The organism is Nocardioides sp. NPDC023903 (assembly GCF_040639295.1).
Classification (GTDB): Bacteria; Actinomycetota; Actinomycetes; order Propionibacteriales; family Nocardioidaceae; genus Nocardioides.
In genome coordinates this window covers 96,362-115,508 of the sequence record NZ_JBEZZS010000019.1, presented here as the reverse complement: position 1 = coordinate 115,508, position 19,147 = coordinate 96,362, and the positions used below count along the sequence as shown (strand labels likewise).

At 65.8% G+C, this 19,147-nt stretch carries 15 protein-coding genes; 11 read left to right on the top strand and 4 right to left on the bottom strand.

The window, feature by feature from the left end; translation table 11 throughout:
• Positions 1–206 precede the first annotated feature (206 nt).
• The 3 genes from AB0F44_RS19515 to AB0F44_RS19505 all read left to right on the top strand — a co-directional run bounded on the left by AB0F44_RS19515 (position 207) and on the right by AB0F44_RS19505 (position 3,211).
• Positions 207–608, top strand: coding sequence for a hypothetical protein (locus AB0F44_RS19515; protein WP_357358173.1), 402 nt, complete (start codon positions 207–209; stop codon positions 606–608).
• Positions 605–1,825: a DUF6575 domain-containing protein gene (locus AB0F44_RS19510; RefSeq protein WP_357358171.1), complete on the top strand. Its 1,221-nt coding sequence runs from the start codon at positions 605–607 to the stop codon at positions 1,823–1,825. The genes AB0F44_RS19515 and AB0F44_RS19510 overlap by 4 nt, the downstream gene beginning before the upstream one ends.
• Before the next feature lie 300 nt (positions 1,826–2,125).
• A complete protein-coding gene (locus AB0F44_RS19505; RefSeq protein ID WP_357358170.1) occupies positions 2,126–3,211 on the top strand; it encodes an AbiH family protein in 1,086 nt (361 codons plus the stop codon).
• 79 nt (positions 3,212–3,290) lie between these two features.
• Here AB0F44_RS19505 and AB0F44_RS19500 read toward each other — a convergent pair whose 3' ends face one another.
• From AB0F44_RS19500 to AB0F44_RS19490, 3 genes are all read right to left on the bottom strand, one after another.
• On the bottom strand, positions 3,291–4,487 hold the full coding sequence (locus tag AB0F44_RS19500) for a hypothetical protein (RefSeq protein WP_357358168.1): 1,197 nt from the start codon (positions 4,485–4,487) through the stop codon (positions 3,291–3,293).
• A gap of 695 nt (positions 4,488–5,182) precedes the next feature.
• Positions 5,183–6,931, bottom strand: a complete 1,749-nt coding sequence (locus tag AB0F44_RS19495) for an alpha/beta hydrolase (RefSeq protein WP_357358166.1) — start codon at positions 6,929–6,931, stop codon at positions 5,183–5,185.
• Positions 6,932–7,198: 267 nt separating this feature from the next.
• On the bottom strand, positions 7,199–8,284 hold the full coding sequence (locus AB0F44_RS19490; protein ID WP_357358165.1) for a DUF3883 domain-containing protein: 1,086 nt from the start codon (positions 8,282–8,284) through the stop codon (positions 7,199–7,201).
• Positions 8,285–8,667: 383 nt separating this feature from the next.
• Between AB0F44_RS19490 and hrpB the strand changes: the two genes are divergently transcribed.
• From hrpB to AB0F44_RS19450, 8 genes are all read left to right on the top strand, one after another.
• On the top strand, positions 8,668–11,205 hold the full coding sequence (hrpB, locus tag AB0F44_RS19485) for an ATP-dependent helicase HrpB (RefSeq protein WP_357358163.1): 2,538 nt from the start codon (positions 8,668–8,670) through the stop codon (positions 11,203–11,205).
• A 148-nt stretch (positions 11,206–11,353) separates the two neighbouring features.
• Positions 11,354–13,231, top strand: coding sequence for a helicase (locus AB0F44_RS19480; protein WP_357358162.1), 1,878 nt, complete (start codon positions 11,354–11,356; stop codon positions 13,229–13,231).
• Positions 13,232–13,573: 342 nt separating this feature from the next.
• Positions 13,574–13,930: a hypothetical protein gene (locus tag AB0F44_RS19475; protein ID WP_357358160.1), complete on the top strand. Its 357-nt coding sequence runs from the start codon at positions 13,574–13,576 to the stop codon at positions 13,928–13,930.
• A gap of 88 nt (positions 13,931–14,018) precedes the next feature.
• Positions 14,019–14,498, top strand: coding sequence for a GNAT family N-acetyltransferase (locus tag AB0F44_RS19470; RefSeq protein WP_357358158.1), 480 nt, complete (start codon positions 14,019–14,021; stop codon positions 14,496–14,498).
• A 44-nt stretch (positions 14,499–14,542) separates the two neighbouring features.
• Positions 14,543–15,556, top strand: a complete 1,014-nt coding sequence (locus AB0F44_RS19465; RefSeq protein WP_357358156.1) for an NAD(P)-dependent alcohol dehydrogenase — start codon at positions 14,543–14,545, stop codon at positions 15,554–15,556.
• A gap of 120 nt (positions 15,557–15,676) precedes the next feature.
• Positions 15,677–16,279, top strand: coding sequence for an antibiotic biosynthesis monooxygenase (locus AB0F44_RS19460; RefSeq protein ID WP_357358154.1), 603 nt, complete (start codon positions 15,677–15,679; stop codon positions 16,277–16,279).
• 126 nt (positions 16,280–16,405) lie between these two features.
• A complete protein-coding gene (locus AB0F44_RS19455; protein WP_357358152.1) occupies positions 16,406–16,813 on the top strand; it encodes a hypothetical protein in 408 nt (135 codons plus the stop codon).
• Positions 16,810–18,714 (top strand): caspase family protein, encoded by a 1,905-nt coding sequence (locus AB0F44_RS19450; protein WP_357358150.1) that lies wholly within the window; start codon positions 16,810–16,812, stop codon positions 18,712–18,714. Before AB0F44_RS19455 ends, AB0F44_RS19450 begins: the two co-directional genes overlap by 4 nt.
• 21 nt (positions 18,715–18,735) lie before the next feature.
• Here the strand turns inward: AB0F44_RS19450 and AB0F44_RS19445 are convergent, their stop codons facing one another.
• Entirely contained in the window at positions 18,736–19,116 is a 381-nt protein-coding gene (locus tag AB0F44_RS19445) for a RidA family protein (protein WP_357358148.1), read from the bottom strand.
• Positions 19,117–19,147: the final 31 nt, after the last annotated feature.

Here is a 19,147-nt window from a genome sequence, read left to right as displayed (position 1 = left end):
GGGCAGCCCAAAAGAGAGCGAACCCACCGGACACCTGGACCGAGTCTTGCCGGACGTCGGTCCTACGGGAATCCTCTAGTAGCCCAGAATGACGCACGTCACGCGACGGGCTGGTGGTTGTACGCGGCCGGGCATGGCGATCGCAACGGCGAGAGGTTTCGGTGAACCGACGGCCGGTAAGCAGGCGCACGTGTAGCGTTCGATCCATGCCGTCGGGACAGTCACTGCCTTCTGGGTGTCCACCCGAAGGCCACGAACCGGCTCAGGGCACCTTCTTCCGCCTGACCCGCGCGACCCTTGACGTCGGGGAGGAGCCGATCGAGGACTGGAAGCTGCCACTCGATACCAAGTCGAGCGACGCATACCAGCAAGTCGACAACTGCCTGGCCTATGCGTACTCGCTGTTCAAGGATCTGGCCGATCTCTTGAATGCGAGAGAGTCGGTCCCCTGGGCTAGAAAGAAGACCATCGCGCAGGTTGACCTCGAACCCGCCATGGGTCGCATCCTTCGGACGGAGAGTGATCTCGGGCCCAGCCACCACGATTGGTGGCCCTCTAGGAACGACTTGATCCCCCCAGCAAGAGTCATCGAGGGGAGGGTGGCATGACGCTCGATGCATCAGCCGCGCTGCCGTTTGGCAGGCTGGCCGTGGACGAAGTCTTCTTTGAACACGACGGACCCAAGCTGTTCAGCCTTCGTGCACGGAGCCTCGGGATCCGGATCCTCGCGGTCTGCATTGACGAGGACGAGGATCGCGATACTCTGACGTTTCTCTACCTCGCGATGGGCGCCCGGCGCTACCTCGACGTTCGCTCAGGTCACATCGGGCTTCGAGAGGCCATGGAACAGGCCGAACGCGGAACCGTCTGGCTCGTTGTCGAGAATTACAGCGGGCCGGAGCCAATCCTTACCGCCGAAGTGACCGACGTCGACCACTTTTCCGACTCAGACCTTCCAACCTCAGAAGCACGCCTCAGACTTCCAACTCCCACGGTCGCACCGCTAGACCTCGAAGAACTCGATTCTTTGGCGGCACAGGGCTTACGCACCGTAGCAGCAATCGAACTTGAAGCTCGCTCCGAGAGCGCGACCGAGTTTCCGCTACGATCTCTCGGTGCGGTGGGCACCGCGTTGCAGGAATCCCTCGACGCACTAGCCCAGGAAGTACAGGGAAACACCACAGGTCGCGGCGCGATCTCACCAGCAATCACGGACCAGGTGCAGATGTCCGTGCTCGGACTTCGAGCTGCGTCGTTCGCGGTGATTCTCGGCACCGACAAGCGTGGTGCGATGATTGACAATTCTCCATTCGTCGAGGCGACGCTCAATAGACTCACGCGTCTGGTTGGGGATGGAACAAACACGGACGTACTGACAGCTTCCTTGCAGGAGTATGGCTCGCGTGCCCGGAACAAGTTCACTGCCCTACTTCGAGCAGTCAACGGGGTAGGGAGCGGCATCGGTGTCGTGACCGTGCCCCACGACGGCGGATCGGACAGAGCTGAGATGACTTCCCGACAGGTGGCGACCGCCCTTGCAGCAATCGATTCGGTCGAGCCGACAGTCGATACCGTGCATGTCCGCCGGGGAGCACTTATCGGGCTAAACACCCGCTTGCACACCTTTGAGCTGACCGATCTGGCGACGATGCAGCGCTTCTCCGGCAAGGTCGCTCAGGGGGCCTACGCGTCCGTGGATGGCCTCCACGTCGGCCAGTCAAGCTTCGTCACGGCGGACATTCGCATGGAAGTCGACTTCGCTGCGGACGATCAGGAGACCGGACGGCGTTACACGCTCACGTCGATCGAGGCAACTAGCGATTAGCAGCCGTCGTTCAGCTCGACCGGCGCGAGGTGGTTCGATCTTGGCTAACCGACGTTCTTGGAGAACACCGGACCGCTGTAACGGGCGTCTGGACTTGGCGGGTGCGCCACTCGGCCACTTGGGCGCCGCATGCGCGGGGCCGAAACCGTTTGCGATTGCAGGTGTGGACGGTCGAACACAACCCGAAGAGCGCCGCACTAAACACGGCAAACTAGTCGAATCAGAGAGTTTGAGACAGGAATGGGACACCGAAATTACCGAAACTCGGGATTCAGCCATCCAGGTCGACAGCACAACGTCATGGCGTTCGTCGGCAATGGCTTCGATATCCAAGTGATGCACGACTATGAATCACCAGTCGACACGACATACACAAGCTTCTATCACTTTCTCAAATTGCGTTCGTTCGATGCAGGTAATCCCATTCTCCAAGAAATGGAGCGCCTGCGTGACGCAGGCAAGGAGGACTGGAGTGACGTCGAGGGCGTCGTGGGCGACCTACTCGCCATGAAGAAAGTCCGTCCTGATGACCTTGCGGATGCACTCCGCGAAATGCAGGGGGAGTTTTCGGAGTTCCTGAGCCTCGCCGTCCCGAGCACGCTTCTCACAAGGCTTGGCACGAACTCCATGGACAATGATCTCGCAATCAAATCGCTCGCCAACTTTCTCGGCGATCTCGAACCGGAGGACTATCTGAGGGCTCGGTTTCCTAGTAATGTCGCCAACTTTGACATCTACAACTTTGTCTTCATCAACTTCAACTACACTCCGCTTCTGGATGACTTCGTCTATCTGGACCAGAAGCAGTTCGACCCACTGCCATTCAAAACGGTGGACCGAAACTTCGTTTTCGCGGGAAACCCACGCGGGATCGAAGGGGCATCCGTCCGCCCCGGAGACACCTTCTCGTCATACGTCATGTCAGAGGTAATTCATCCGCATGGGCACCAGAGCATTCCGCGCTCACTTCTGTTCGGAATAGATGAGCCGCTGAAAAAGGGTGGCAACGAGGATAGGGCCATGCGATTGGCGAAGCCGTTCTGGGCCCAGAACGAGCGGCGCTACGAGCACCTCTTCGAGGACACCGAACTCTTCATCGCCTTCGGGTGCTCGCTGGGGAAATCCGACCGATGGTGGTGGCGTCGCATCGCCGAGGCACTCGGCCAAGAAAGGGAGCGGCCCAACGGCGGGGATCGCTACCAAGCCGAGATGATCATCTACTGGTACAACGGAGGGCCACAACACCTGACTGCTCCGGAAGTCCGGAAAAGGTTCTTAGAAGCTGCTGGCATGATCGATCGGAGCGACATAGAAGAATTCATTCATGTGGTCCTTCATGACCCTTTGGTGGAGCGCTATTGGCTGAATACCTCACAAGAGCGCTGACCGGAATCGCAAGGAGACGGCCACCTCTTCGTTGCTTTCGAAGTGCGTGTCATACCGACGCCACGTTGGGTCTCGGGTGTCACGGCGGCGGCGAAGGGAGACGGTCGATCTCTTCGCCGAGGTCTCCGGCCTCTTCCTGATCTAGTCCATGATAAGCAGCTGTTATGGCCCATGAACGAACGAAGCCCATCATGGCCGCACGAACGACGTTGTACGGCCAACGCGTGTCCACGAGATCCATGGGACCCGCCGTTATCGGCGACAAGCCCTCTAACACTGCATGCAGCGTCGGGTGGCTGGCGTTTGACAAGATCGCGTACATCGCCGGTGTACTCCAGTCGACTCCGCTGATGTCCTCGATGAAGGCAAGGCTCGCGCCCAAACCGGGCGAGCGGTCGTCTTGGAAAACAATCTCGCCGTTCGGCTCGACTTTGTACTCACTCGGATAGAAACGTTGCGGCAGCGTGACTCGTCGAAGGTCTCGCGCAGCCCGGCCGATCTTCGGTGCGTCTGGATGGCCGACCGCAACGGCGGCGGTTTTAGCGCGGGTCATATCGTCGAGTCGGGATAGGTAAACGCGTGCGGCGCGGCGACGAAGCGACGTGACTATTCGTGGATCGAGCAGCCAATAGACGTGACCGCATAATTCGAGAATCGCCCTTGTAGGTGTGACGATTGGAACCACGACGTGACGTGCTCGCAGCAGGTCAGCGACGCCCTCCAAGTGCAATCCAGCTTGGTTTGTGAAAAGGACCGCGCTCGCTGCAGCGTGGCTCGCGTCTGCTCCGTCCCATGATCCCCCCGGCCCAAACTGGCGCCCGAGCTTCAGCTTTTCGAACGCGACTGGAGAATCGCCCGTTCCTCTCCACGCGGTGCGCGAGCCGAAGCGCTGGTACGCCTCGATCACTTTGTCTATGTGGGAAGCGAGGCCATCGAGAACAGCATCAGCTGCCGGAGTCGTAGGCGGCGGCGGGCGCATGACGTGATCCTTGCAGCAACGAGCCGCCCAAACCAAGTTCTTTAAGCTAGGGGTTAAGTCATTGGCCCGCCAAGCGGGCTCGTCGTGTCCTTGAGGGATCACATCGACCAACGGCGCCGTATACAAGGGCTGGGGCAGAACCATCCCGTACGGCTGCAAGACGTCGTCCTCGATCGCGTCCAGGACGGCATTGAGTCGCTCGTTCGACGCGCCGATGCCCGCGGCTTCCGGCTCGCTCAACCGCTGAAAGAGAGCTGGGCAGGTCCCGCACCACAGGCCCAGTTCGAACACCTGCACGCCTCGAAGGGTCAAGTGCCTCGGGGGGAACACCGTCCCGGGTCGAGGCTTGGGGTTGGCACGGCGACAAGCGCCCGCTCCTCACTTACACCAATGGGAACGCTGTGCTGCACCTCGATAACCGCCGTGAGACCGTAGGCGATTCGGAGGCGCAGCCGGACTGCATTTGCATTCCCGATCTACCTCGACGGGTGCATCACACCGCCGCCAATGTGGCTCTACTTACCTAACCCGGGGTTGGCTGAGTCCGCCGCCTCTTGAAACATGCGTGACATCAATGGTTGTCGCAGTTTCGGAACCCGCGAGCGAGGCGTTGGTGGAGCTCAATGAGTCCGTCAGCGGTTTTTGGTGTAGCCCCTGCTGGCTCGGGGGCTGTCGAAGTTCGCTGGGAATGCTTCGTACCAGGGTGCTCGGTGTGCGGCCGAAGCGGGCGATCTCGGGACCGAGCACGTCGAAAGCAATGAGAGGAGCTTGACCGCGATCGAGCCCCGCTTGCCATGCGCGGTGGCGTCTGGAACCTGCCTGGTGTCAATCGCAGACCGGCGGGAAGGGCACGGTGCCGGCTGACTTGCGATTCAGCGTCAAGCCGGACGCCGCAGTCGCTAACTGCTGCGGCCGCGACAGGAGGTCCCGAAGTCGTCGTCACCTCGCATACGTCAAGCGCGCCCATTAGAGCGTACGGGCACATGAACCAGTCAGACGAACTCCCACCACGAACCCTGCTTGCCAGTACGCGCAACGAGCTGGGGACGCGCATTCGGGTCCCAGCTTCCATTGATTAAGGCATGTATATCGACCAGAACACCACGACTTGCGGCGTAGTATCCGTGGCCGACAATCGAGAAGTCAACGCCGCTCGCGTCAATCGTGTCAAAGTTGGCGGCCACGGTAACCGGGGGAGCGAGCCCAACTCGCGATGCGCCCCAGTAGCGAAGAGACTGTCTGAGCGCCTGGTCCCTATCAGACACGTAGATCGACGCCTTCTGGCAGGCCCGCCGATAGCCAGGGCTGAGATTCTTAAACAACGTTACGTCGACATCGGGTGCTGCAAGCACGATGGTTCCCAGAGTCGTGCTGTGCGCATTCAGACGGGTCTGGATTCGGCCAATGGTTCTGCTCAAGAGTCGGCCACCCATCGAGTGAGCGATGATGTCGACCCGGTCGATGTCACACCTCGTTGCGAGCAGCTCGACAAATTCGACGAAGTTGTCCTCTGACTGCTCCACGCGCAATCCGTCGCGCTTGTACCGAAGTGTCGATCCGTGGGACGGCCACGAGAACATCGCCGTGATGCCATTGACCTTCAGGTCGCACCCGAGTTGCGCCGCTTTGACGGCTGCATCCGCAAATGAGTTCGCGAAGCCATGGACAAAGACCAGCGCGGTTCGGTCGGATCCATCGACGGCGAGTGCTTGTCTGACCCCACGGATGAAGTCGTCGCGTTCGTCAGACGGCTCGATCACATCCAGAGCAATTTTGCCGCCGCGGCCCCAGCGAGTCCACCGCCTGAACCACCCGGGCTGCGTGGTGCCGAACTGATGCGACTCCGGAATGTTGACTAGGCACACACCAAGATGAAGTTGGTCGTTCGGGTCGCGTTCGTTCAGGAAGCGAGGCGCTCCCGTGTCGGCGAGCCTCCGATCAGTGCCGTACCAAACGCGAAACTCGAGACCTCCGAGTCCTTCAGCGGTTGAGCTCTGCGCGAGGAATGCGTCATCCTGTGGTGACTCTTCGGTAAACATTGACAGACTCAAAGACCCACCAGCGCTGTGCGACAAGGTGTCTCCACGGCGGGATCGCCGGTCGTTCCACGCTAACGCGTCTTGGCGAAAACCTCGTAGTGACTCGTCGGTCGATCCGACCACGGTGGCGAAGTTGTCAGGATCGCCCTCGAACAGTGAGTCAGGGAGGGTCACTTGATCATCGACTACGTCCGCCAGTGACTCGAGAGCGTCCCATGGTCGGCGAGCACGAGAGGCCATCTCTGTTGCCGAGTAGCCGAGACGCCTCCCGACCGAGCGGCCGACTTCCACAAGACCAGCAGCACGTCCATCACCGGCGATGCGTTCCAGGACGTCGCGAGTCTCAACGACAATCCGTTCATGCTCGGCGTCCTTTTCTCCCGCCGAGCTATCTGCACTAGCAAATGCGGCGATTGTGACGATCGCCCGGTCCAGCCACCCGATTCCGACACTCTGCGCCCCTGTTGGCGCCTCGCTGTTGCGCCACAACGATCGCAGGTAGAAGCCGAAGAGGACGGCGCCGTCAGCGTTGGCGCGCTGCTCACCGGACCTGATCGCGTAGTCCGCTATGACTGCTCCGGAGCGCGTCAGCTCGAACACGGCGTCTGCAACGCTATCGTCGTTGACTGCCCCTCGTAGACGCTCGAACTCGTCGGCCGAGTACAAAGACCGCTCGATGTCCCGAGGCGTTGGTGTGGCCATCGCGAGCTCCAAATCTTGGTTTGATTTACACCCAAGCAGACCGGCCGTCGCGTGGTAGCCAGTTTTCGTACTGTACCGAGATCCCCGACTCGCGTGGCACCGTCGGGTCACATGTCAGGATGGTCTGCTGGCGACCGGTCATCCGGAGGCTAAGTGCTCATTGCGCCAGCAGTGCATGGTGGACCGCCGTACCGCAGACATCTGGGACCTGCGTCTTTCCGCCGCTTACCGGCGTCTGGCGAGACTCGGCGCCAGCACCTGCTCGCCTCACATACTTGTCGTCAGCGTAGACGACCGCTGTTCTGGCAGCCGGTACTTGAAGCCGACGGGACGTAGGTCTCTTTCGGCGATCCTCCATGGGTGGATCAGAGTGACTTCCCCGCCTGAGGTGTCGCGCTGGGTGCCGTCGCCGACGGCGACCTTGATGTCGCTGACAACGTAGAGCGCGACGTACTCGTAGGTCTGGGCATGCGCCACCTCGTTTGGAGTGAGAATGACGTCCACCGGATCCCCGGTCGTTCCCTTGACCTCCACATGCCACGTCGTTCCATCGATCTCGACCTCGTAGTCCCAACTCTTGGAGCTGGCCGTTTCGATGACGGTGCCGAGTCGCTCGTAGTGCCTTCGCGCGCTGGCCATCGCATGCCTCTCGACCGCAACCTTCGAGTGTTGGTCGACACTGAATCCCTGACCGCCGGCACGGACGGGCCGGCCTGCCGCTTCATAGACAACGGCGTCGACCGCCTCGACCTCAGGGGCATGTCGCTGCCCCGCCCTTTCGACTCGGTAGCCCAGCGCCGTTAGTGGCTGAGCGACGTTGGCCCTGTCGCCACGCCACGGCCCGCTCGCATCCAGCCCGGCAAGCGTGCGGGCGCCGATCACGAGGGCAAGTGCGTCGGCTTCAACATCCGCGGTGATCACGACATATCGCTCGGCGGGCGAGCCCCCATAACGCTCCATGAAATCGGCTCGCCCGAGGCGACGCCACTCTGTGAGTGCCGCATCGACGTGATGTCGTGCCAAGCCCGCGACGACGCCGGTCTTACGATCCCGGGCGTTCTTGCCGGGAACGGCCGCCGCAGTGGCCACGACGCGAAAGCCAAGAGCTTCCAACGTCCGCTGAACCGTCGCCGCGCCACCGTTGAAGGAGGCAGCTACGAGTGGTCGACCGGTTGCGAAGCCATGCGCCACGCCGGCGATCGCCTTGGAATCGTAGTGACCGCCGTCGTACTCGAGGATGTACGAACGTGCGGGACCGTACCCATATCTGTCCAGGAACGCGTCTCGACCGATCTTGTCGAACTCGGCGATCGCGGCCAGGACGGACTCGTGAGTGATGTTGCCCAACGACACTGGACCACCGTAGCTGGCGACGTCGTGACACCCAGGATGATGCGCGCCCTGCACCACGATGTTTCTTCCGACCTACCCATTCCGCCGCCAAGTGGGGCGCACCAACTGTGTCGAGGCTTGAGGCGGTGGTGGACGGAAGTGCGAGTGGCCGATGCTGGACCGATCGGCTGGAGCGCTGCGGACACCGGATAGCGACCGGCTGCGGACGCGACGAGCCTGCGACACATGGCCCTTTCAGTACTGCTTCCCACATCCACCAGTCCCAGATCGTCACCTCCGATGCGATGCGTCGGACGATGGGCTCGTCTGCTCGGGCGTCGTCGTGGTGACAGCCCTCGGCGCCGACGCGACACCGGCCGAGGCACGTCAGGCACACTGCAGGAGTGTCCGACCCTCTGCGCAATCTGCTCGCCGCGCCGCCCGATCTCCCGGTCACCGCCGGCTTGGCCGCTCTCGACCAGGCGCTTCGTGCCCGCGGAGTCGCGGTGGTCCACGCACCGCCGGGCACCGGCAAGACGACCTTGGTCCCGCCCGCGGTCGCCGAGGTTGTCGCCGGACGGGTCGTCGTCACACAGCCCAGCCGCATCGCAGCCCGTGCTGCTGCCCGTCGGCTGGCGCACCTGCTGGGCGAACCGGTTGGCGAGACGGTCGGATACTCCGTGCGCGGAGACCGACGCACCAGTCGACGTACACGTGTCGAGATCGTCACGACCGGCCTGCTGCTTCGGCGGATCCAGCAGGATCCCGAGCTGGTCGGCGTCGGGGCCGTCGTGCTCGACGAAGTGCACGAGCGCCACCTCGACGCCGACCTGACCTTGGCGCTGCTCATCGACGTCCGGGCCCACCTGCGTGAGGACCTGTCCCTGGTGGCGATGTCGGCCACCATCGAGGCCGAACGGACCGCCTCCCTGCTCGGTGGGGACGACACCGCTCCGGTGATCCGCGTCCTGGGTGCTCTGCACCCGGTCCAAGCGGTCTGGTGCCCGCTGCCTGCGGGGGTACGCCGCACCGACGACCGGGGCATCACCCCGGCCTTCCACGACCATGTCGCAGCGACCGTACGTCGTGCGCTCGTCGAGCACGAGGGTGACGTCCTGGTCTTCGTGCCGGGTGTCGCGGAGGTCGAGGCGACCGTACGTCGCCTTGCCGGCGGGGACGCGTCCGTCCACCCCCTGCACGGACGTCTGTCCGGCGCCGAGCAGGATCGTGCGCTCAGCGAGGGTCCACGCCGACGAGTGATCGTCTCGACCGCGGTCGCCGAGTCGTCGCTGACGGTACCCGGGGTACGTGTCGTGGTGGATGCCGGATTCTCGCGCGAGCCGCGCACTGACCACCGTCGCGGACTGGCTTCTCTGGTCACCGTCGCGGTGAGCCGGGCAGCGGCCGAGCAGCGGGCGGGTCGGGCCGGACGGCTGGGGCCGGGCGCCGTGCTGCGTTGTTGGTCCGAGGCGGAGCACGCGCATCTGGCCGCTCACCCGGAGCCCGAGATCGCCACCGCCGACCTGACGGCCTTCGCCCTGGAGGTGGCGTGCTGGGGCAGTGACGACGTGCACGACCTGGCGCTCCTCGACCAGCCACCGGCGCATGCGATGTCGGCAGCCAAGGAGGTGCTGGTGGATCTTGGGGCGATGACCGAGGACGGGAGAGCCACCCCGCGGGGCCGGGTGATCGCTGGCGTACCGGCCGATCCCAGGCTGGCGCGTGCCCTCATCGACGGGGCTGGTCTCGTCGGGGCCAGGCGCGCCTCAGAGGTGGTCGCGATGTTGAGCGAGGACGTGCGCGCTCCCGGCGGAGACCTGGTTGCTGCGCTCCGGTCGCTGCGCAACGACCAGCGCGCAGGCTCGTGGCGCAGCCAAGTCACCCGGCTGGAGAAGATCGTCGAGAAGGAGGGCACCGCCGGCGACCGGAGGAGTACGTCGGACGCCCGCGCACTCACCGATGACATGGCGGTGGGGCTGGTAGTGGCCCTGGCGCATCCGGACCGGATTGCGCGCAAGCGTTCGAGTTCCGCGAGCTACCTGATGGCGTCCGGGACGGGCGCGGCGCTCGATCCGCGTGCTTCGGGGCCCTTGGACGGGCTGGAGTGGCTCGCGGTCGGAGACGCGGAGAGGCGGCCCGGGCAACGTGAAGCCCGGATCCGAGCGGCGGCCCCGCTCACCGAGGACCTCGCGCTGGAGGCGGCCGGGTCCCTGTGGACCGAGGTGGACGAGGTCACCTGGACCGGAGGGCGGGTGCTGGCTCGCAGACGTACGCTGCTGGGCGCGATCGAGCTCCGCTCCGTCCCGCTCAGCGATCCACCGGCCCACGCCGTGACCGAAGCGATCCGAGAGGCGGTGGCGACGGAGGGAATCGCTCTCTTCACCTGGTCGGAGGCGGCCACGGCGCTGCGCGCCCGCCTCGACTTCCTGCACCGTGCGCTCGGTGACCCGTGGCCCGATGTGAGCGACGTGGCACTGACGCAGAACCTCCAGTCGTGGCTCGGGCCCCAGCTGGCGCGGGTTCGCTCGGCCCAGGATCTTCGTCGCGTCGACGTCGCTGCCGCGCTGCGGGCGATGGTGCCGTGGCCGCAGGCAGGCAGACTCGACGATCTGGCTCCCGAGCGAGTGCAGGTCCCCAGTGGGTCGAGCGTGCGGGTCGACTACTCCGCCGAGCAACCGGTGCTCGCCGTGCGAATCCAAGAGGTCTTCGGCTGGACCGCAGCGCCGGTCCTCGCGGACGGCCAGGTCCCGCTCCTGCTGCATCTGCTCTCCCCCGCGCGACGCCCAGCAGCCGTCACGGCAGACCTGGAGTCCTTCTGGGACAACGGCTACCCCGGCGTTCGTGCTGATCTGCGCGGGCGCTACCCCAAGCACGCCTGGCCGGAGGATCCCCGCAGCGCACCAGCCACCGCGCGTACGAACGATCCCCGCCGCCGAAGGTGAGCGGCGCGCCCCGCCCATCGATAGGAGCTGGCGCATCCAGCTCGCCGACAGGCGATAGCGTCTGAGGGTGGCCAGTTCTCGCCGATCCAGTGCTCGTCGCCGCGGCGGGCGTCCGCGTCGGAGCGGGACGCGACAACCGAAGCGGCCGTTGCCGGCCGTCGGCCCGGGCGAGCGGCTGTGGGTGCTCGATGTCCCTTACGGCACCCAGGTCGAGGGCGCCACGTGGCACCCGGGAGTCAAGACCCACCTGTACGTCGGGCACGCTGTGCCGGCGCACCTCGCGCCCTACGCGCCGGGTCCGTACACGCTCGGTCGGTTCATCGAGAGCACCCTCAATCCCGACATTCCGACGCAGAGCCTCGAGGCGACCGACGCGCTCGAGCCGCGGCGGATCCAGTACGAGGCTGCTGACGCTATCGCGGCGCGCGCTGCGGCGGGCGGGCGGCAGTTCCTGCTGGCCGATGAGCCCGGCGTGGGCAAGACGATCTCCGCGGTCCTCGGGGCGACAGCGGTGGGCGACCTCCGCGGTGCGCGACGGGTGCTGGTCGTCGCCGACCGTCCCGCCGCGATCACGATCGGCCACTGGTGCCGAACGATCACGGCGCTGGGCGACGGCGGTCTCGAATGGGTCGTGATCACATGGGACCGCCTGGAGAAGGTCAAGGATCACGCGTGGGACGTGATCATCGCGGACGAGGCCCACGCGCTGCGACGTACGACGACGAAGCGGTGGAAGCTCTGGGCGCGAATCTCGGGCCACGGGCGGCCGCACGACAAGGCACCCTTCGTCATCGCGACGACCGCGACGCCCGGACACACGCCGCTCGACCTGCCATATCTCGCCCCGGCCTATGCGCAGGTCCTCGGCGAGCCGATGCAGGAGTGGACCTCGGCGACCCAGCCCGACGCCACGTTCGCCGCCGCGCTCGAGCGCAACGGCGTCGGGGTCGAGCGCGGACGCTACGGCGCAACGTGGACCGCCGACCCGGCGCGGCGCGCCGCGGACCTCAAGCTGGTACGCGGCTGGCTCGAGGACGAGCGGCCGCCCGCGATGCTGCACCGCGCGGCACCGTGGGGGCCGGTGCCGATCTCCGGCATGCCGGTGGCACTCACACCGTCGGAGCGGACGGCGTACGAGGCCGAATGGGGAGAGTTCTGCCGTGAGATGGACATCGCCCGGCGTGGCCGCAATGTCGCGAAAGGGCGGGCAGCGCTGCTGCGCTTCCGGCAGAAGGCCGGGCTGATACGCGTCGACTCCACGGTCGCCTGGATCGTCCAGCAGGTCGAGGCCGAGCGACAGGTGGCGTGCTCGGTCGAGTTCGTCGCGACCGCCGCCGACCCGATCGCCGACCGGCTGCGTGACTCCGGCCTCGAAGTCGCCACGATCTACGGCCGCGACCGGTTCGACGCGGAGGCCGAGCGGCTCCGGTTCCAGACCGGGCAGGCGAAGGTCTGCGTCTTCACCACGGTCGCCTCGATCAGCCTGCACGCCGGTGAAGCCCTCGCCGACGGTCGCCGGGCTAGCAGCGAGCCGCGGGTCGGCGTCTTCCACCAGGCCCGCTTCTCGGGTATCGCAGGACGGCAGGTGACCGGCCGCACCCACCGCGACCACCAGCTCTCGCCGTGGCACATCGCGTACGCCGAGGGCACCGTCGAGGAGCAGGTCGGCAGGGTGATGGTCGAGCGGATCGCTGCGGCCTCTGCCACGGTGGGAAGCGACACCACGGGCCTCACCGCCCTCGCCCAGCTCCTCGGCTCCCGCAAGGCACACCGGCACCGTGGAGAAACCCATGCAGAGGTAGCGCGGCATTCCGCTTCGAGTGCGCTACATCGCCGCGATGGGTCACTCACCGAAGGGGCGGGCTGTCGAGGTCGCCCTTCCTATGGCGTCGTCGTGGCGAGGAGGCGTCGCGCACGACGACCCAGATCGCTCAGATCCACCCGACCCTCCTCAGCCGCGGCCGCCAGACGCGCGGCGAGGTCCATTGCCTCGTCGAGCTCGGTTGCGGTGACCGCGGACTCCTGACCCATATCGCGAAGGATTGTGATCTCGGTCCTGGACGCGATCAAGGGGTCGGTGACCCCGTCGATCCAGACTCGAGTGCGGCGGCCATCGCCGCGTTCCTCCCCGGTGATGCGCTCCAGGGCGAATATACGGTCGGCGCGCGCGAACTTTCCGAAACCCAATGCCACCATCCGGGAGTCCGATGCCATGTAGTCATCTTGCCATTACGCATCGAACTTTGATCTGGCGTGCAACCCCGGCTGACAGAAAGGGTCCCGCGTCATACCGCCGCCAAAGGGGCAGGACACCCTGGACGAGAGAAACGGATAGGTCGAACGGTCCGCTACCGCCTACCGTTGCCGGGTGACCGAGTACGGCAGAAGGACACGACGGCTCCCAGCCCCACCCCGCGTCGTCTGGGCTGACTTGGCCGATCCCAAACGTGAGGGCGTTCGCGCCTGGCTCGAGCTCCTACCCGATGAGGTCGAGCCCGACGTGTTCGAACCCGACCCGCCCAAGCGCCTGACCTGGTCATCCCTGTGGCCGAGCCGCCCCGAGGACAGAGTGGTGTTCGAGCTGGAAGATCGCCACGGCGAGACCGCGTTGACGTTCATCCTCCTCGCCGCTGGCGACCCGCCCGATGACAGCAAGGCCGGGCACATCCGCAAGAGGATGAACCAGCTGCTGTTCGCCGAGTTGCGCTACACGTACGGCCAGTGAACCTGACGGCATCCGGCGCACCTGGCCCGCCAGGAGCCGAGTCGAAATCCGGTGGCAGTACCGACGGGGTTGCTGTCGACTCGGTGCCATGAACGTCGAGGTACGCACCATCACTGCTGATGACTGGTCTCTCTTACGCGACGTCAGCCTGCGGGCGCTGACCGACTCACCCGACGCCTTCAGAACGACGCTCGCCGAGGCCCAGGCGTACACGGAGGACTTCTGGCGGCAGCGGGCCGAGGGGTCAGCACCGATCCTGGTGGTACTGGAAGACGGCCGAGGAGTAGCGATGGGTGGCGTCTTCACTCCCCCGGACAGCGCCGTCGCCTACATCTGGGGCATGTGGACGGCGCCCGAGGCACGCGGCCGTGGGTACGCCGCCGGGCTCCTCACCGATCTGGTGAACTGGTGCCGCGACCGCGATCTCGGCGTACGTCTGCACGTGACCGAAGGCAACCAAGTCGCGCGCCGGCTCTATCTCGTCCACGGCTTCAAGTCGACCGGTGTGTGGGAGCCGCTGCGGGAAGGATCGGCACTGCGGGTCGAGGAGCTACAGCTATCGACGTGACTTACGGTGACGCTCAGGACGAAGCGTCTCTGTACGCTCCGACCATGAGAGCGATCGTTCAGGGCCGCTACGGATCCGTCGACGACCTCAGCCTGAGCGACGTCCCTCGGCCGGAACCAGCCGAGGACGAGGTCTTGGTCCGAGTCCGGGCAGCGTCCGTACATCCGGATGTGTGGCACGTCGTGGCCGGCCGGCCCGCGGTCCTCCGCCTCATGGGCTCCGGAGTCAGACGCCCCCGCGAGCGCGTGCCCGGGACTGACGTCGCCGGGGTAGTGGAGTCCGTCGGTAGCGGGGTGACCCGGTTCGAGCCGGGTGACGAAGTCTTCGGGGAGACCATTCGCGGTATCCAATGGCGCAACGGCGGTGCGTTCGCCGAGTACGCCACCGCCCCCGAGGAGGGGGTGGCGCTCAAGCCTTCCGGCGTCAGCTTCGAGGAGGCGGCCGCGGTGCCGACCGCCGGGCTCATCGCCTTGAACAATCTGCCCCAACGACGGGTGCCCTCCGGGTCGCGAGTCCTGGTCAACGGCGCTGCGGGAGGCGTCGGCGCGTTCGCCGTACAGCTTGCCAAGGCCTACGGCGCGCATGTCACCGGTGTCGACCACGCGAGCAAGCTCGCACTCGTGCGCTCCCTTGGCGCGGACCGAGTCATCGACTACACCTCTGAGGACTTCACACGCAGCGGTGAGCAGTGGGACCTCATCTTCGACGTGCCTGGCAACCACTCCTTCAAGGCGATCCGCCGCGCACTGGACCCGCGAGGGAGCTACGTCCTGATCGGGCATGACGCGTTCGGGGCAACCGGCCACCGGTGGCTCGGCAGCATCCCGCGCGTCCTCGGACTCGTGGCACGCTCGGCGGTCTCCCCCCAACTGCGCGGAGGGTCCTTCGCGTCACCAGACAAGCGGCAGTTGATGGGCACCCTTGCGAGTCTCCTGCAGACCGGCCAGCTGCGCGTGGTGGTCGACCGGGCCTTCCCCCTGAGCCAGACCCCACAGGCAATGCGCCACCTCATGTCCGGCCAGTCTCTTGGACGAGTCGTCGTCCGCATCGACGACTGAGGCACCCCGGGGGCCGAGAACCGTAGAGCTTGGCTATGGCGTCCTCGCGCCCAGAGGAGTAGACAGGGAACTACCGGCGGTGCCGGTCGGGCACTGCCCTGTCCTAGAAAGGAGCGGGCCGTGTACGCACGTTCCACAACGTTCCACGGCAGTCCCGGCAACGTCGACGCGGGCATCACCTTCGTCAAGGACGAGGTCGGGCCCATGCTCGACAGCACCGAGGGCTGTCGCGGCCTCTCGATGCTCGTCGACCGCGAGACCGGGCACTGCATCGCAACAAGTTCGTGGGAAGACGAGGCGGCCATGCGCGCCAGCGATGAGCAGCTTCGCCCGCTGCGCGATCGAGGCAAGGACATCCTCGGCGGCTCCATGCAGATCGACGAATGGGAGATCGTCGTCATGCACCGTAGCCATCACGGCGAGTGCGCCCGAGTCAGCTGGCTGCAGGGTGACCTCGACGCCATGGCCGAGACCTTCCGGGTAGGGATCCTTCCCGAGCTCGAGCAGACCGCTGGATTCTGCAGCGCCAGCCTGCTGATGAACCGTTCGTCCGGCCTGGGTTGCGCCACCACGGCCTGGGAGTCCCGCGCCGCGATGGAAGCCAGCCGCTCGGCGGCCGACAACATGCGAAGCCGGGCCGCGAGCGACGCGGGCGGCGAGATCGTCGACGTGCACGAGTTCGACCTCGCGTACGCACACCTGCATGTCCCCGAGATGGCCTGACGTCCACATCTCTTCGCCGAGCCCGCCCTGGTCGGGCTCGGCCACTGTGTCGGTGAATCCGCTGACGAGCCCCCGGTCTGGGAGGACACTGACCATAAGGGAGTCCTTTGAAGCGAGGAGCCGCGGATGAGTCGCCAGATGACCATCACGATCCACGATCCTGACGTGGAGCGTCTCGATGAGCTCAGCTCGGCCTTGCGCCGGGAGTTGCTGGACCTCGGCGTCGATGATGTCGAGCGGGCGAGCGCGGGCGAGGCGCCTGCTGGCACCCGTGGCATCGACGTCGCGGCGATCGGGGTTCTGCTCGTGGCCTTCCAGGAGCCGCTGGTCGCCGTGACCGCCATCGTGGGAGCGATACGGGGGTGGATGTCCTCTACTCGCGGGGCCAACTCGGTCGAGCTCACCATCGGCGACCAGACACTCAAGATCGACTCGGCGTCGCGGGAGCAGCAGGATCGACTCATCGATGAGTTCGTCGCGGCCCTGCACGGGTCAGCGGAGCCGGACCCACCTGCTTCCTCACCGGTGCCATGACCGCGGGTCGGCGCAGCGCGCTGGTGGTGGCGAACGACACGTACCAGGACCAGCGGTTGAGCAGGCTTCGCGCGCCCGCCACCGACGCCGAGCAGCTGGGAGGCGTGCTCCGGAACGCCGAGATCGGGGGCTTTGATGTCGAGGTGTCGCTCAACGAGCCGGAGCATGTGGTCCGGCGCAAGGTCTCCAGCTTCTTCGATGACCGCGGGCCTGACGATCTCCTCCTGCTGCATCTTTCGTGCCACGGGGTGAAGGACGAGGACGGAAGGCTCTACTTCGCAACGCCGGACACCGAGGTCGACCACCTCGACGCCACGTCCCTGCCCGCCGACTACGTGAACAGGCAGATGACGAAGAGTCGATCCCGGCGCATCGTGCTGCTCCTGGACTGCTGCTACAGCGGCGCGTTCGCGCGCGGGATGATGAATCGCGGCGATGAGCGCATGGACATCATGGAGCGCTTCGATGGCCGCGGGCGGATCGTGCTGACGGCGTCGAGCGCGATGGAGTACTCATTCGAGGGCGACCAGCTTGCCGGCCAGGGCAAGCCGTCGGTGTTCACCTCGGCTCTGGTCGAGGGTCTGACCACCGGCGAGGCGGACCGGGATCGCGACGGTTTCGTGTCGGTCGACGAGCTGTACGACTTCGCCTTCGACCGGGTGCGGGCCGTCACGCCGTCGCAGACTCCGGGCAAGTGGGTCTTCGACGTGCAGGGGGACTTCTACATCGCCCGCAGCAACCGCCCACCTGAACCGGTGGACCTGTTGGCCGACTTGCGTGGCGCCATCTCGAGTCCGTTCACCAATGTGCGTCTCGGTGCAGTGGAGGAGCTGGCCGCGTTGCTGGACGAAGGAGACTCCGCTCGCGCCGCCGCGGCGCGCATGGCGCTGGACGACCTGGCTGAGCATGACACACAGCGTGTCGTTCGAGGGTCGGCCGAACGAGCTCGCCGGCCCGCCGAGCCCCCGCCCCAACCGTCACCGGCCGCCCCGGAGCAGCCGACAGTCGTGCCGCCCCCACCAGACACACCTGCACCGGCAGCCGAAGCCGCTGTCGCGCGCGAGCCCGAGCACAGCCCGCGGCCGGTGGCAGCTACCGAGCCCCAGCCGCCCAGGTGGGTGCCAGCCGTCGCGTCAATAGCTGCCGTGGCGCTCCTGGCTGCGATTCCGTTGCCGATGCTGGCCGAGGCCCCGATGTCCTGGGACTCGTTCGCGGTCGTCACGCCGTTCGAGGCAGGACTTGCCGCCCTTGCTCTCCTCTTCGCTGCGAGCCAGATCCGCCGTGAGCAGCTGGCTACAGCCGACGCAGCAGGACTGTTCACCGTGGTCGGGGTCCTCATGGGCGCCGCCGGCATCGGACTGGTGAAGTTCTCCCTCGAGGACATCGGCGCCATCGGTGTTGTTCTGGGTCTCCTTGTCGTGTGCGGCGCAGTGGGGGCTGTCGTGGCAGGCCGGGCGTGCCTGAGCGTGTCGCCGAGGGATCGCGACCTTGGTCCGGTCGAGCCCGTCTGGCTGGTATCGGCAATGGCGGGCGCTGGACTGGCCACCCTCGCGCTGTTCATCCCCTACGACGGCTACAGCTCGTACTGGACCGAGGTCGAGGAAGGCGCAAGCGCTGAGTTCATCTTCGAGCCGGCGGCAGTGATCGGTTGCCTGGCCCTCGGCATGCTGTCTCTCTCCTCCCGGCGTCGATTCGCCACCGCCGTCCTGATCTCTGCCGGTGCCCTCACCGCAGTCCACTACGTCGGGGTCGTCATAGCGGCCTGGGTGGCGATCGGCGAGGAAGGCGAGGTGCGTTCCGCCGGGTGGGTCGGCATTGCTGGCGGCCTGCTGGTCGCCTTCGCTGCATGGCAGATCCACCAGTCGCTGATTCGGGGCAGCGCGGGGTCCGGCACAACCTGAGGGTTCGCGTGGTCGGCTCGGTCAGGCGGTGTAAGCCGTCATGCGGATCGACACGAGAAGCCCTGGGACGTCCACGCCGAGCTTCACTCCGTACCGCGTGGGCGGATCGGACGGGAACCAACGCGCCCACTCCTCGTTGAGGCCGTCGAAGTCTGCAGGGTTGGCGAGCAGGATCCCGACTTCCACGACGTCGTCAAGACTGGCGCCACCGGCTGCAAGGATCGCTTGGCAGTTGGTCAACGCCTGTCGCGTCTGCTCCTGGATCGTCCCTCCGGCGAGACGGCCGCTGCTCGGGTCGATGCCGACGGTGCCGGAGACGAACACGAACGGTCCGGCCTTGACTGCTTGGCTGAACAAAGGCGACTTAGGCGACTTCTCGGTGGCGATGACCTGGCGCGGCATGTTGCTTCTCCTGACTGATGACGAAGTTTGG

Bases quoted from the DNA above. Each gene is read 5' to 3' on its own strand.
- AB0F44_RS19515 (WP_357358173.1), top strand. From the start codon at position 207: ATGCCGTCGGGACAGTCACTGCCTTCTGGGTGTCCACCCGAAGGCCAC.
- AB0F44_RS19510 (WP_357358171.1), top strand. From the start codon at position 605: ATGACGCTCGATGCATCAGCCGCGCTGCCGTTTGGCAGGCTGGCCGTG.
- AB0F44_RS19505 (WP_357358170.1), top strand. From the start codon at position 2,126: ATGGCGTTCGTCGGCAATGGCTTCGATATCCAAGTGATGCACGACTAT.
- AB0F44_RS19495 (WP_357358166.1), bottom strand. From the start codon at position 6,931: ATGGCCACACCAACGCCTCGGGACATCGAGCGGTCTTTGTACTCGGCC.
- AB0F44_RS19470 (WP_357358158.1), top strand. From the start codon at position 14,019: ATGAACGTCGAGGTACGCACCATCACTGCTGATGACTGGTCTCTCTTA.
- AB0F44_RS19465 (WP_357358156.1), top strand. From the start codon at position 14,543: ATGAGAGCGATCGTTCAGGGCCGCTACGGATCCGTCGACGACCTCAGC.
- AB0F44_RS19455 (WP_357358152.1), top strand. From the start codon at position 16,406: ATGAGTCGCCAGATGACCATCACGATCCACGATCCTGACGTGGAGCGT.
- AB0F44_RS19450 (WP_357358150.1), top strand. From the start codon at position 16,810: ATGACCGCGGGTCGGCGCAGCGCGCTGGTGGTGGCGAACGACACGTAC.
- AB0F44_RS19445 (WP_357358148.1), bottom strand. From the start codon at position 19,116: ATGCCGCGCCAGGTCATCGCCACCGAGAAGTCGCCTAAGTCGCCTTTG.